Source organism: Bradyrhizobium sp. OK095 (genome assembly GCF_900109945.1).
Taxonomy (GTDB): Bacteria; Pseudomonadota; Alphaproteobacteria; order Rhizobiales; family Xanthobacteraceae; genus Bradyrhizobium.
This window is the reverse complement of record NZ_FOBX01000001.1, coordinates 979785-992164: the sequence shown is the minus strand read 5'-3', so window position 1 is coordinate 992164 and position 12380 is coordinate 979785. Positions and strand designations below refer to the sequence as shown.

14 protein-coding genes and 1 pseudogene are annotated in these 12380 nt (G+C 63.3%); 7 read left to right on the top strand and 8 right to left on the bottom strand.

Annotation, left to right across the window (positions count from 1 at the left end; translation table 11 throughout):
* Positions 1 to 10 precede the first annotated feature (10 nt).
* A complete protein-coding gene (gene rfaD, locus BMW89_RS04685; RefSeq protein ID WP_092023109.1) occupies positions 11 to 991 on the bottom strand; it encodes an ADP-glyceromanno-heptose 6-epimerase in 981 nt (326 codons plus the stop codon).
* Positions 992 to 1150: 159 nt separating this feature from the next.
* Here rfaD and waaF point away from each other — a divergent pair, with 159 nt between their 5' ends.
* Positions 1151 to 2230: a lipopolysaccharide heptosyltransferase II gene (gene waaF, locus BMW89_RS04680; RefSeq protein WP_092023107.1), complete on the top strand. Its 1080-nt coding sequence runs from the start codon at positions 1151 to 1153 to the stop codon at positions 2228 to 2230.
* A gap of 55 nt (positions 2231 to 2285) precedes the next feature.
* Here waaF and BMW89_RS04675 read toward each other — a convergent pair whose 3' ends face one another.
* From BMW89_RS04675 to BMW89_RS38320, 4 genes are all read right to left on the bottom strand, one after another.
* Complete coding sequence (locus tag BMW89_RS04675) at positions 2286 to 2720, bottom strand: fasciclin domain-containing protein (protein ID WP_349516528.1); 435 nt, start codon at positions 2718 to 2720, stop codon at positions 2286 to 2288.
* Between the two features lie 228 nt (positions 2721 to 2948).
* On the bottom strand, positions 2949 to 3608 hold the full coding sequence (gene folE, locus BMW89_RS04670) for a GTP cyclohydrolase I FolE (RefSeq protein ID WP_092023105.1): 660 nt from the start codon (positions 3606 to 3608) through the stop codon (positions 2949 to 2951).
* A gap of 51 nt (positions 3609 to 3659) precedes the next feature.
* Positions 3660 to 4322 (bottom strand): LysR substrate-binding domain-containing protein, encoded by a 663-nt coding sequence (locus BMW89_RS04665; protein WP_244547518.1) that lies wholly within the window; start codon positions 4320 to 4322, stop codon positions 3660 to 3662.
* Between the two features lie 63 nt (positions 4323 to 4385).
* A complete protein-coding gene (locus BMW89_RS38320) occupies positions 4386 to 4511 on the bottom strand; it encodes a LysR family transcriptional regulator (RefSeq protein ID WP_244547517.1) in 126 nt (41 codons plus the stop codon).
* A 177-nt stretch (positions 4512 to 4688) separates the two neighbouring features.
* Between BMW89_RS38320 and BMW89_RS38315 the strand changes: the two are divergent.
* Positions 4689 to 4913, top strand: a pseudogene (locus BMW89_RS38315) (SDR family oxidoreductase); the annotation flags it as partial.
* A 143-nt stretch (positions 4914 to 5056) separates the two neighbouring features.
* Positions 5057 to 5989, top strand: coding sequence for an MBL fold metallo-hydrolase (locus BMW89_RS04655; protein ID WP_244547516.1), 933 nt, complete (start codon positions 5057 to 5059; stop codon positions 5987 to 5989).
* 84 nt (positions 5990 to 6073) lie between these two features.
* On the opposite strand, the gene ubiG is transcribed toward BMW89_RS04655, so the two are convergent.
* Both ubiG and BMW89_RS04645 read right to left on the bottom strand, forming a co-directional pair.
* Complete coding sequence (gene ubiG, locus BMW89_RS04650) at positions 6074 to 6577, bottom strand: bifunctional 2-polyprenyl-6-hydroxyphenol methylase/3-demethylubiquinol 3-O-methyltransferase UbiG (protein WP_244547515.1); 504 nt, start codon at positions 6575 to 6577, stop codon at positions 6074 to 6076.
* 2 nt (positions 6578 to 6579) lie between these two features.
* Entirely contained in the window at positions 6580 to 6735 is a 156-nt protein-coding gene (locus BMW89_RS04645; RefSeq protein WP_502686381.1) for a DUF2256 domain-containing protein, read from the bottom strand.
* Positions 6736 to 7006: 271 nt separating this feature from the next.
* Between BMW89_RS04645 and BMW89_RS04640 the strand changes: the two genes are divergently transcribed.
* Positions 7007 to 7558 (top strand): hypothetical protein, encoded by a 552-nt coding sequence (locus BMW89_RS04640; RefSeq protein ID WP_092023099.1) that lies wholly within the window; start codon positions 7007 to 7009, stop codon positions 7556 to 7558.
* Between the two features lie 35 nt (positions 7559 to 7593).
* Positions 7594 to 8082 (top strand): DUF3429 domain-containing protein, encoded by a 489-nt coding sequence (locus BMW89_RS04635; protein ID WP_092023097.1) that lies wholly within the window; start codon positions 7594 to 7596, stop codon positions 8080 to 8082.
* A 192-nt stretch (positions 8083 to 8274) separates the two neighbouring features.
* Here BMW89_RS04635 and BMW89_RS04630 read toward each other — a convergent pair whose 3' ends face one another.
* Positions 8275 to 9312, bottom strand: coding sequence for a glycosyltransferase family 4 protein (locus BMW89_RS04630; RefSeq protein ID WP_092023095.1), 1038 nt, complete (start codon positions 9310 to 9312; stop codon positions 8275 to 8277).
* A gap of 126 nt (positions 9313 to 9438) precedes the next feature.
* Between BMW89_RS04630 and galE the strand changes: the two genes are divergently transcribed.
* Positions 9439 to 10452, top strand: a complete 1014-nt coding sequence (galE, locus tag BMW89_RS04625; protein WP_092023093.1) for a UDP-glucose 4-epimerase GalE — start codon at positions 9439 to 9441, stop codon at positions 10450 to 10452.
* A gap of 118 nt (positions 10453 to 10570) precedes the next feature.
* Positions 10571 to 12373 (top strand): ABC transporter ATP-binding protein, encoded by a 1803-nt coding sequence (locus BMW89_RS04620; RefSeq protein ID WP_092023091.1) that lies wholly within the window; start codon positions 10571 to 10573, stop codon positions 12371 to 12373.
* Positions 12374 to 12380: the final 7 nt, after the last annotated feature.

Genomic DNA, 12380 nt, shown 5'->3' with positions numbered 1-12380 from the left:
TCCAAAGCCCTCAGCGGAAGCGGTCGGGCCGGTCGAGATAATCCCCGACATAGGCCTTCACCGAATCCTCGAGCGTCGTGAAGCCGCCATTATAGCCGGCGCCGAGCAGACGATCGACCTTGCTCTGGGTGAAGTATTGATAGCTGCCCCGGATGCTCTCGGGCATGTCGATGTATTCGATGTTGGGCTTGCTGCCGAGCGCGGCATAGGCCGCCATCATCAAATCCTTGAAGCTGCGCGCCTTGCCGGTGCCGACATTGAACAGCCCGGAGACCGAGGGCGTCGCCAGCAGCCACATGATGACGCGCACGACGTCGTCGACATAGATGAAATCGCGGCGCTGGTCGCCGTCGGCGATGCCCTCGCGATGCGACTTGAACAGCTGCACGACGCGGCCCGCCTTGACGTCGTCGAAGCGGCGCGCCAGCACGCTCATCATCGAGCCCTTGTGGTACTCGTTCGGGCCGAACACGTTGAAGAATTTCAAGCCCGCGCATTGCGGCGGCAGCTTGTCGCCGCGCGCGAGGCGCTCGGCAACCGCGATGTCAAATAGATACTTGCTCCAGCCGTAGAGATTCATCGGCCGCAATTTCTTCAGCGCGGGGACCGAGGGATCATCGTCAAAGCCCTCCGCGCCGTCGCCATAGGTCGCCGCGGAGGAGGCATAGATCAGCGGCACCGCATGCGCCGTGCACCAGTCGAGCAGGCGCATCGAGAAGCGGAAATTGGTCTCGATCACGAGATCGCCGTCGGTCGCGGTGGTCTCGGAGATCGCCCCGAGATGGATCACGGCATCCAGCTTGCCGGCCTCGAGCCAGCCGAGCAGCTCGGCCGGCGGGACGATATCCACAAGCTGGCGCTTGGCGAGGTTCCGCCACTTGCCGTCCGAGCCAAGGAGATCGCAGACAACGACGTCGCTGCGGCCGGCCTCGTTCAGCGCGGCCACGACATTCGACCCGATAAAACCGGCCCCGCCGGTCACCAGCAACATTCCAACGTCCCTGCCCGATTTTTGCGACCCGGTCCTGCCCTAGCGCATCATCTGCCAAAGTGTAAGCGGTTTTGGGATCGTTGCTCTCCCGGCTTTACGTCCCGGCCCGGAGCGGCTAACCGAACCGCCACATCAGTTCGCCTTCGGTCCTATTAACGAATGAACCAAGATTCGCAACATAGTAGAGATGCAGATCGGAGCGACACGCGCCCGATCCTGATCGTCCCCTATATGTGGATCGGCGATTTCGTCCGGAATCACACCGTTGTCCGGGTCCTGAAGGAGCGATGGCCGAATCGGCCGGTCGATCTCCTGACGACGTCCCTGTGCGCGCCCTTAGTCGATTACATGCCCGGCGTGCGCGATGGGCTCGTCTGGGACCTGCCCCGCAGCCGGCTCGCCGTGGGCCGCCAGTTCGGCCTGGCGCGGCTCCTGCGCGAGCGGAACTACGGCACCGCCCTGGTGCTGCCCCGGACCTGGAAGGCCGCCATCGCGCCCGCGCTGGCCGGCATTCCTGAACGGGTCGGCTTCGTCGGCGAGTTCCGATTCGGCCTGCTCAACCGCTGGCGCTGGGGCGAGAAGAAGCTGCCCCGCTTCATCGACAAGAACGCTGCGCTGGCTCAGCCCGACGGCGCCCCCCTGCCCCCGGAATGGCCGGTGCCGCAATTGCGGGTCCCAGCCGAGGACATCGTGCGCTGGCGGCAGGCCAATGGCCTCAGCGCCGGCGCTGCCGTGGCGCTGGCCCCCGGCTCCGTCGGCGTCTCCAAACGCTGGACCTACTATCCGGAGGCGGCCCGGCTTCTGGCCGAGCGCGGCCTGGAGGTCTGGGTGGTCGGCGGCCCCGGGGAAAAGGGCCTCGCCCAGGAGATCGTCGCCGCGGGCGGCCCGGGGGTCCGGGACCTCACCGGCACTGACCTGCGCAACGGCGTGCTGGCCATGGCCGCGGCTGGCGTCGCCATCTCCAACGATTCCGGCCTGATGCACATCGCAGCTGCGCTCGGCACGCCCACCATGGGCATCTTCGGCCCGACCAGCCCCTACCTCTGGGCGCCGCTTAACGGCCTCGCCGCGACCGTCGTGCAGAACAAAAGCGTGCTGTCGTGCCAGCCCTGCCAGAGCACGGTGTGCAAGATGAATGACCACCGCTGCATGCGGGATATTGCAGCGGACGAGGTCGTGGGAATTGCGGAGAGGGTGTTGAGGGAAGCTGGGTCGCGCGTGACGACCCGGGACACCTAGTCCAAAGCTCGCCGGAAACCACCCTGCGTCAGCCCGGGTGGTTTCCGGTCGATCCTCAGTGATGAGTCTTTTTGCGCGCCGGCGGCAACAGCACCGTGTCGATGACGTGAATCACGCCGTTCGACGCCTCGATATCAGGCTGAATGACATGCGCATCGTTGACCTTCACGCCGAAGCTGCCATCGACGCTCACCGGCTGCCCCTCGACGGTTGCGACCTCGAGCGACTTGCCCGCCACATCAGCCGCCTTCACGCGGCCGGGAATGACGTGATATTTCAGGATCGCAGCAAGCTTGGTCTTGTTCTTGAGCAGCGACTCGACGGTTCCCGGCGGCAGCTTTGCGAAGGCCGCATCGTTCGGCGCGAACACCGTGAACGGGCCCTTGCCCTTCAGCGTGTGAACAAGGCCGGCCGCCTTGACGGCTGCAACGAGCGTCGTGAACGACCCTGCGAACACCGCGGTGTCGACGATGTCGGCGGCACGAGCCATCGAGGGACCAAGCAGGCCAGCGACCAAGGCAGCTCCAGCCACAAACGAACGAATTGCGGGCGTCATCATTTTCTCCGAGTTGCTGTGAGTGGGTCTCAACCGATGCGAGGGATGCGAACGAGATCTCGCATCCACCGTGCGATCAGATGCGATCGACGTTGACGAAACGGAGTCTCGCGACGGTTGGATCACCTGCCAGTTCGAAAATCCTGCGGCGCAGTGCCGCGCTCAATCCTCGACCATGCCGATGAACTCCTGACGCGAGATCGGATTGTCGCGGAAACAACCGAGCATGCAGCTCGTCACCATGTCCGTGCCGATTTTCTGCACACCGCGGCTCGACATGCAGTGGTGATTGGCCTTGAGGATGACGCCCACGCCTTTCGGCTTCAGAGCCTGCTGAACGGCCGACGCGATTTCAGAGGTCATCCGCTCCTGGATCTGGAATCGCTTCGCGTAGGCCTGCACCACGCGCGCGAGCTTCGAGATGCCGACGACACGGCCATCCGGCACATAGGCGACCCAGGCCCGGCCGATGATGGGCGCGATATGATGCTCGCAATGGCTTTCGAACGAGATGCCGCGCAGGATGACCATCTCCTCGTAGCTGCCGGTCTCATCGAAGGTCCTGTCGAGGATCTGAATCGGATCCTGATCGTAGCCTGCGAAATATTCCTCGAATGCACGCGCGGCCCGAGCCGGCGTGTCCAGCAGCCCGGGCATGGCCGGATCGTCACCCGCCCACCGGATGATGGTCCGAAATGCGGCCTCGGCTTCTTCACGGCTCGGCCGCTGTAGTCGATTAGGAGCAATCGCGGTGTCCACAGTCACGCCATCCAACCTTTCGTGTTGATCCGCCGCCACGGAGCAACCGACACCATGACGCATGATAACGGATAACGAGCGCTGCGCGCGCTTGGATCACCGCTGGAGGAAGCTTCAGCTGAGGGTCTTGATCACGAATTCCTTGAGGCGTTGCGCCGGCCGCGGGAGACGGTCGTGCTCCAGGATTGCGATCTCGGTATCCTTCAGGTCCGGCATCGGCTTTCCGTCCACCACATGCAGATCGGGTGGGACCATGTCCTTCGGAAGCACCGTCACGCCGAGCCGGGCACGCACGGCCGCCAGCGTGCCCGCCAGCGAACCGCAGGTGTAGGCGACGCGCCAGGACCGCTTGGCGCGGTCGAGCGCCTCAGTGGCCCGCTTCCTGTAGACACAGGGCTTCGGCGATACCGCCAGGGGCAGCACCCCCTGCCTGAGGTCGAGCCCGCCCGTCACCCAGACCAGCGGCTCCCGCCAGACACGGGTGCCGGGAATCTCGATGGATCGCTCACGCTTGATCAAAGCGAGGTCGAAGGCGCCCTTTCTGAAACGGTCGATGAGATTCATCGTCAGATCGCAGGTGACCTCGAGGTCGACCTGCGGATAGGCCTGGGCGAAACGCGCAAGCACGTCGGGAAGATGGCGGATTGCGAAATCCTCGGGAGCCCCGAGGCGAACCAGCCCGCGCATCGCAGGCTCCTGGATGCGCGAGACCATCTCGTCGTTCAGATCGAGCATGCGCCGCGCATAGTCGAAGAACGTCTCGCCTTCAGCGGTCAACGCAACCGATTGTGGCGAGCGCTCCAGCAGCTTGCCGCCGATCTGCTCTTCCAGCCGGCGGATCTAGAGCGAGATCGTGGACTGCTGAACACCGAGCGCCTGCGCGGCGCGCGTGAAGTTTCCGAGCGACACGATGGTGACGAAGGACCTGACCAGGTCGATGTCGAGATTGACGCGTGAGCGCTGCATCATCATTACCTTTCAATGATGATGCTCAATGCAATCAATTTTAACAAAGTCCAAGCAACCGCTATCCAGACCGCATCTCGAAACCTACCTGGAGGCCCCGTGCTGGCGCTTGCTGTTCAGAACCTTGTTTCTCCCCCGGTGCTCTTCTTCGGAATGGGCCTCGGGGCTTCGCTTGGCCGCTCAGACGCGGTTTCGGCGGGGATTATCAACACTCCGATGCATTCGCCTGAGGCCCACCAGATGCTGGTCTCGCTGCATCCGATGGGTCGAATGGGAGACGTGTCCGACATCGTGGGCGCAATCATGTACCTGGAATCAGCGCGATTTGTGACTGGAGAAATACTTCACGTCGACGGAGGGCAGGCGGCCGGTCATCATGCGATCTCGAGAGTAGCGTCGTGACCTGCGGCGACTGGATGTAGCCGGCGAAACTCACCCGTTCATCTCACAAAGCATTGTCTTGACGCCAAGAGCGCTGGGCCCAATATCCGAATGGATGATGGGCATCATGTAGTGCATCATACGCAGGTCAAGACGAGGTTCGTATGAATCGACGCGATGTGATGAGGCTGATTTCGCTGGCCATGCTTCCAATAGCGCCGGGGGCAGTCATGGCCAATCCGCAGAGTGAGCGGGCTTCGTTGAAGTACAAGGTGTTTACGGTCACTCGTCCTGGCCTGAACCGCGATGTGCCGGCCGGCAAGGAATCTCTGCAGTGGGTCGCCAATTCGTCGACTATGATCTATGGAGAGCGGGACGCGGTGCTGGTGGATACGTTCCTCACCGTGGAGCAAACTAATGGGTTGGCAGACGCCATTGTTGCGAGCGGCAGGACGCTGAAAGCCATTTATATCACCCATGCCCATGGTGATCATTTTTTCGGAATCAAAGTCTTGCAGGATCGCTTTCCGGAGGCGAAAGCACTGGCCACACCTGAGGTTGTCGCACGCATGAAGCTTCAGAGTACGCCGGAGAAATTGAATGGCCGCTGGCGCAAGCTGTTTCCAAATCAAATTCCGGACGTCATTTCGATCGCGGATTCGCTTGTGAGTAATGAGATTGATCTGGATGGAGAAAAATTGGCTGTTGTAAAAGTGGGCCATACCGATACAGACGATACGACATGTCTTCATGTTCCATCCATCGGGTTGGTCGTTGCCGGCGATGCCGTCTATAATGGCATTCACCCCTTTCTCAACGAATCCAATAGGCAAACCCGGCTGGAGTGGATTGCCGCGCTTGACAAGATAGATGCCCTCAAGCCGTCAGCCGTGGTTGCCGGACACAAGATTCCCAGCAACGATGACAGTCCGGGAAATATCGAAGAAACCCGCCGGTATATCCGCGACTTCATTCGGTTGAACGACGCGACCAAAAGCCCCCGCGAGCTTTATGACCGGATGCTGCAACTGTATCCCGATCGCGCCAATCCCGGATCGCTGTGGAGTTCTGCGATTGCGGCGAAGGCTGAAACATAACGCTGCAGATGGAGTTGCTCGGGCTGGCATTGTTTTGGTCTGATGCGCAGCATCGTTTCTCTCACGTTCGGGTCGTGTTGGGCGTTACGGCGACGGCCTGGCAAGGAATGCTCCGCAATACCGATTACGTCTTAGTCCACGGCGCATGGCATAGCAGCTGGTGCTGGGCGCGGGTGCGGGCGCTAACTGCCGCTGTTCGGCGACCAGTTCCTCGGGAACGGCCTGCCTGTAGCTGACGGGCAGACCGGCCTGGTCCGCATGGACGGTCGCCACGCGGACGTTGCGCTCGGCGGCGTCGATGCCGAGCGCAAGCGCCCCGAGACGCGCCATCGGCTCCGTGACCAGACCGGCGCCGCAACCGACATCGAGCAGGGTCAGTCCGTCGAGGGGCCGCTCCAGCCTGGCGTCACGCACCATCAGCGCCGGAAGCCGGTTGCGAAGGTGCGCGACACGCGCCGCATTGAAACTATGAACCAGCTTCATGCGGCCGTCGGGATTCCACCAATCCTCGGCGAGGGCCTCGAACCGCGCGATCTCGTCGGGATCGACGCTCGGCGCGAAGCCGGTCTTCAAGTCCTTGCGCAGCATGTTCAGCCTTCCTGGCGAGCAGCTCTTCGCCCGTCGCCTCGACACCGTTCGGAACAGAATTTCACGCTTGGCCAATCCCGGGCCCATTTTCGCCGCCAAACGAACGGCCGCTTGCAAGCGGCGCATATTTTGGTCGGAAGGTCCGATTTGCGTCGCATCTTCGGCATGGGAGGCTTTCCCGGAGAGGAGATAGAGGCCCGCCGGCGCAGCTGGTGCGAGCACCGGCGTGTTGCCCGCACAGATCGAGACTTCTTCCCCCGAAACGACTCTGCTCGGTTTTTGGATCATGACGCCAGGCGCTTCGCCACGCGCTTGTGATCCGAAGCCGGTTTGTGATCGTTTCCTCCTCGTGGCGACCCTATCGTGCGGGACGATCAGATCAACCGGCGCGCCCAAGGCAAATGATCCAAGGCAGATGGTCCAAGGCAGATGATCAAGACCATTGCAGCTTGGATCGGCAGTTATGCGGATCACCCGGAACCTCGTTCGGCGCTCGCCGGAAAGATCGCGCTCGTGGTGGCATCCAACCAGCCGTTCTATCCGCTCTATCTCTATTGGATCGTGGGGACGGCCGCCTGGCCGGCCTGGTTGAGCTTGCTGTCGACGCCGTTCTTCCTCGCCGTCCCGGCCCTGGCGAAAAGGCATTCGTTCGCCGGTCGCGCGCTGCTTCCATTGGCCGGCGTGGGCAACACCGTCTTCTGCGTCAAGCTGTTTGGCGCCTCGTCGGGCGTCGAGCTGTTCCTCTTCCCCTGTGCGCTGCTGGGCACGATTTTGTTTCGGCCGGACGAGCGCCCAAAAGCCGCGATCGTCGCCGCGCTTCCCTTCATCGCTTATCTCTTCGTCGACGCCCATCTCGGCCAGCCCGTGATGATGACGTCGGACTACGCGAGGCTCGTCGCCTTGAACGGCATGAGCGTGGCGGCCTTGATCGCGCTGATCGGCCTGCTCTGCTCGACGCTGCTGGCGGCGCGAGAGGTGTGAGATCGTGACAAACGGGATCCCCGGCGCGAGGCAGCATGTCGACATCTCTGACTGACGATCATGATGGCGGGCCGCGGCGCGCCATGGTTCCAGCCGCTGCAGCATGGCTCGGCGGATTGGGCCTGGTGCCGTTCGTCGGGCTCTCGATCGCCTCCAAGGCCATCGAGGGCGACTTGAAGACGGCCGCGCTGCACGGACTGCTGGCCTACGGCGCCGTGATCCTGTCGTTCCTCGGAGGCGTCCATTGGGGCGCCGCGATGACCCGGTCGATCTCGCAGACGGATCTCGGTATCGATGCCGGCCGGCTTGGCATCAGTGTCGTTCCCTCACTCGTCGGCTGGGCGGCGCTGCTGATCGATGCAAGATATGGCCTGGCCCTATTGGCAGTCGGCTTCGCCGCGAACCTGCTGCTGGATATCCGGTCCACGCGTCAAGGTTTGGTCCCGCCGTGGTACCGCAGGCTTCGCCAGCCGCTCACGATGATCGTCCTCGTCGCCCTCATCGTGGCCGAGTTCGGCCGGTGAGACAACTTTGTTCGCCCGGCTGAGGGGTTTTGCGATGATGAAAGCTTACAGCTGTTTTGCCCGACGGGTCAATCGATTTTCGCATAATCAGAAAAATTTCGCATCCGACCCGCAAGCCGTTGATTCCGCTGGGACGGGCTACTGTGCATGGGGTTGTTTCGAAGTTTTGTTTTCGGCGCCTGAAAGCGCTGCTCAGAGCAACGGCCGATAGACCTCGCCGATCCGCGCCGCCTCCGCATCGAGGCTGAACTGCGCAAGCACCCGTGCCCGCCCGCGCGCACCCATCGCCGTTGCCGCGGCCACATCACGCATCAGCGGCTCCAGCGCCGCAGCGAGCGCATCGGCATCCCCCGTCGGGACCAGCACGCCGTTCACGCCATCCTCGACCACAAGCGTCGCCGCTCCTGCCCGCGCGGCGACGAGCGCACTCCCCGCCGCCATCGCCTCGATCAGCGTCAGGCCAAAGCCCTCGTTGCGCGACGTGAAGGCATAGATCGTCAGCCGCTGATACCAGCGCTGCACTTGCTCGATCGGCAACTCGCCAGTGATGACGATCCGCGATTGCAGGCCGGCGGCCTCGATCCGCTTCTTCAGGTCATTCGCAAAGGGAGTCTGCTCAGGCGTGACCTGACCGACGATGACCGCGGTGAAATCCGGATAACGCGGCAACAGGCGGCACATCGCATCGACGAACACATCCGTGCCCTTCTGCGCGCGCACGCGACCGAAGCAGCCGATGGCGTAACGGCCCGGCAGCGCGGCTTCCGCGAACGCCGCGGCGCGATCTGTCGGCGGGGCATAGATTTCAGTGTCGACGCCATGCGGGATCACGGTCGCCTGCACTTTCAGGAACGAGGCCGAGATGTCCGACGTCGCGATGATCGCGTCCATGCGCCGGATCAGCCAGCGCGTGATCCAGCTGTGATGCCGCTGCGCTGCCGACGTGAAGACCAGTTTGAGCGGCCAGCCGAGCGCACGCAGGACAACGCCTGCGATCATCTCGTTGTTACGGCGCGCATGCCAGATCAGCGGCGTCTTGCGACGCCACAATGTCAGGAGATCGGTCATGCTCAGCCGCGCGATCCCCTCCGGCGCGTCCGAGCCGAACCACGCCGCGCGAACCAGCTTTGCCAGCCGTGGCGCCACCATCCGGTTGGTCGCGGTGACCCCGGAATAGCGCCTGTGCAGATTTGGCACGATCACTTCGAGATCGCCGGGGGAATTCGCCACGTCATGCTCCGTCTCAGAAGCCCCCTATACGCAACATTAAGCATAGTGACCAGTTCACCCGCACCGAAACCCCCTCTTCACCGCGCAAACGTTAACGTGGCGCGTTGATCGAAGACGGGTGAGACCATGACTGTGCTAGTCACCGGCGGCGCCGGCTATATCGGAAGTCACACGGTCCTGGCGCTGGCGGAAGCCGGCGAGGACGTCGTCGTGATCGACGATCTCTCCACCGGTTTCTCCGCGTACCTGCCGGAAGGCGTGCCGCTGTTCATTGGTGATGCCGGCGACGAGAATTTGCTCGAAGGCGTGATCGCCCAGCACAACATCGAGAGCATCATCCATTTCGCAGGCTCCGTGGTCGTGCCGGATTCGATGCGCGATCCGCTCGGCTATTACCGCAACAATTTCACCACCGCGCGCAATCTGCTCAACGTCGCGGTGAAGCGCGGCATCAACCGCTTCATCTTCTCCTCGACCGCGGCCGTCTACGGCAATCCGGACCAGGTGCCGGTGCCCGAGCACGCGCCGACGCGGCCGCTGTCGCCCTACGGCTCGTCGAAGCTGATGACTGAGATCATGCTGCACGACGTCGCCGCTGCCTACGGCATGCAATATGTGACCTTGCGCTATTTCAACGTCGCCGGCGCCGATCCGCAGGCGCGCATTGGTCTCGCCACCGCCGGTGCCACGCATCTGCTCAAGATCGCGGTGGAAGCCGCGACCGGCCAGCGCGCCAAGATCGACGTCTTCGGCACCGACTATCCGACCCAGGACGGCAGCTGCATCCGCGACTTCATCCACGTCACGGACCTGTCGCAGGCCCATCGCTCGGCGCTGGCTTATCTGCGCAATGGCGGCGCCTCGACGACGCTGAATTGCGGCTATGGCCGCGGCTATTCGGTGCTGGAGACCATCGACGCCGTGCGCCGGGTGTCCGGCCGCAGCTTCGCCGTGCAATACGCCCCGCGCCGGCCCGGCGACATCATGACCATGGTCGCCGACACCAGCCGCATCCGCGGCCTGCTCGACTGGAAGCCGCAATACGAGGACCTCGAGACCATCGCGGCCCACGCGCTGGCCTGGGAGGAGAAGCTGTTCCGCGAGCGCCATGGCGAACTCCGCCACGCCGCCTCGGCCTAGATTCCCTCCCAACGCAAGCCCTTAATTGGGCTTGAAAAACCCCGCTTGAGCGGGCACAGAGGCCATTCGATCCCTGACGCGCGCGCAGGCCTTTCCCTGCGCCGTCAATGGACACCGGATGGCTCAGTTTCCAAAGAAAATCACCGACGATCCCTATGCGGCAGCGGTTCTCGTTCGCCGCCTGGTCACGGAACAAGGCGTCGTCTACTGGCGGCGCTACCTCGTCGCCTTCGCGCTGATGGCGCTTGCCGCCGGATCGACCGCGGGCGCGACCTATGTGCTCGGCCAGGTCATCAACCAGGCCTATGTCGACAAGAACATCCCGGGCATCGCGATGTTCTCAGGGCTTACGGTGATCCTGCTCTTCATCAAGGGCGTGGCCACCTACGGCCACATGGTGATCCTGACCAAGATCAGTAACGCCATCCTCGCCACCAACCAGCGTCAGCTGTTCGCAAAGCTGATGCGCGAGAGCGTCGGCTTCTTCTCGGAGCGGCATTCGTCCGAGTTTCTGGCGCGGCTCACGGCCGGCGCCAAATCGATCACCGACGTCCTCAACATGCTGGTCAACGCCGTCGGCCGCGACCTCATGATGCTGCTCGCCATGATCGGCGTGATGGTGTGGCAGGATCCGCTGATGTCGCTGATCGGCCTCGTCGCGGTACCGCCGGCGATGCTGGTGCTGCGCAAGCTGGTCAAACGCATCAAGGGCCTCGCCTACAACCAGTTCACCGGCACCGCCGACATCATGGAGACGATGCAGGAATCGCTGCAGGGCATCCGCACGGTGAAGGCGTTCACGCTTGAAGAGACGATGCAGAACCGCATCGACGAGAACATCGCGATCGTCGAGCGCAACGCCAACAAGATGGCCCGCGTCGCCAACCGTTCCAACCCGCTGATGGAGATGCTCGGCGGCTTCGCCGTCGCCGGCTGCCTGCTCTATGGCGGCTACAGCGTGGTCGCGCTCAACGCCACGCCCGGCGCCTTCTTCTCCTTCATGACCGCCTTCCTGATGGCGACCGAACCGGCCAAGCGGCTGGCGCGACTCAACATCGACCTCAACAGCCAGCTCGTCGGCGCGCGCATGCTGCTCGAAGTCGTCGACAGCCCGGCAAGCGAGCATTCGGACGACGACAAGCCGGCGCTGAAACTGTCCGACGCGCGGATCGAGCTGCGCGACGTCAGCTTCTCCTATCGCGCCAATGAGACCGTGCTCAATCGCATGAATTTTGTGGCCGAGCCCGGCAAGGTGACCGCGCTGGTCGGCCCGTCCGGCGGCGGCAAGTCGACGGTGCTGGGGCTGCTGCTGCGCTTCTACGAAGTGACGAAAGGCGACATCGTGATCGACGGCCAGTCGATCGGCGCGGTCTCGCGAAAGTCGCTGCGGGCACAGACCGCCTATGTCGGCCAGGACGTCTATCTGTTCCGCGACACCATCCGCAACAACATCGCCTTCGGCAAACCGGGCGCGACCGAGAACGAGATCATCGACGCCGCGAAAGCGGCCTGCGCGCACGACTTCATCATGGGCTTCCCGCTCGGCTATAACACGCCGGTCGGCGAGCATGGCACGCAACTCTCCGGCGGCCAGCGCCAGCGTATCGCGGTGGCGCGCGCGCTGATCAAGAACGCGCCGCTCATCCTCTTGGACGAAGCCACCGCCGCGCTCGATTCCGAGTCCGAGCGCCAGGTGCAAGAGGCGATCGAGCATCTCTGCCAGAACCGCACCACCATCGTGATCGCGCACCGCCTGCACACCATCATGCACGCCGACGCGATACTGGTGGTCGAGGGCGGCGAGATCGTCGAGCAGGGCCGGCACGACGAGCTGCTGCGCCGCTCGGGTCGCTACGCCTCGTTCTTCCGCCTGCAACATCACGACGCCGGCGCTCTGGCGCCGATCAGCGCAACCGCATAGAGTTCGT

Bases quoted from the DNA above. Each gene is read 5' to 3' on its own strand.
- BMW89_RS04655 (WP_244547516.1), top strand. From the start codon at position 5,057: ATGAATCGACGCGATGTGATGAGGCTGATTTCGCTGGCCATGCTTCCA.
- BMW89_RS04620 (WP_092023091.1), top strand. From the start codon at position 10,571: ATGGCTCAGTTTCCAAAGAAAATCACCGACGATCCCTATGCGGCAGCG.
- BMW89_RS04635 (WP_092023097.1), top strand. From the start codon at position 7,594: ATGTCGACATCTCTGACTGACGATCATGATGGCGGGCCGCGGCGCGCC.
- ubiG (WP_244547515.1), bottom strand. From the start codon at position 6,577: ATGCTGCGCAAGGACTTGAAGACCGGCTTCGCGCCGAGCGTCGATCCC.
- galE (WP_092023093.1), top strand. From the start codon at position 9,439: ATGACTGTGCTAGTCACCGGCGGCGCCGGCTATATCGGAAGTCACACG.
- BMW89_RS04645 (WP_502686381.1), bottom strand. From the start codon at position 6,735: ATGCGACGCAAATCGGACCTTCCGACCAAAATATGCGCCGCTTGCAAG.
- folE (WP_092023105.1), bottom strand. From the start codon at position 3,608: ATGCGTCATGGTGTCGGTTGCTCCGTGGCGGCGGATCAACACGAAAGG.
- BMW89_RS38320 (WP_244547517.1), bottom strand. From the start codon at position 4,511: ATGCAGCGCTCACGCGTCAATCTCGACATCGACCTGGTCAGGTCCTTC.
- BMW89_RS04675 (WP_349516528.1), bottom strand. From the start codon at position 2,720: ATGGCTCGTGCCGCCGACATCGTCGACACCGCGGTGTTCGCAGGGTCG.
- BMW89_RS04640 (WP_092023099.1), top strand. From the start codon at position 7,007: ATGATCAAGACCATTGCAGCTTGGATCGGCAGTTATGCGGATCACCCG.
- waaF (WP_092023107.1), top strand. From the start codon at position 1,151: ATGAACCAAGATTCGCAACATAGTAGAGATGCAGATCGGAGCGACACG.
- rfaD (WP_092023109.1), bottom strand. From the start codon at position 991: ATGTTGCTGGTGACCGGCGGGGCCGGTTTTATCGGGTCGAATGTCGTG.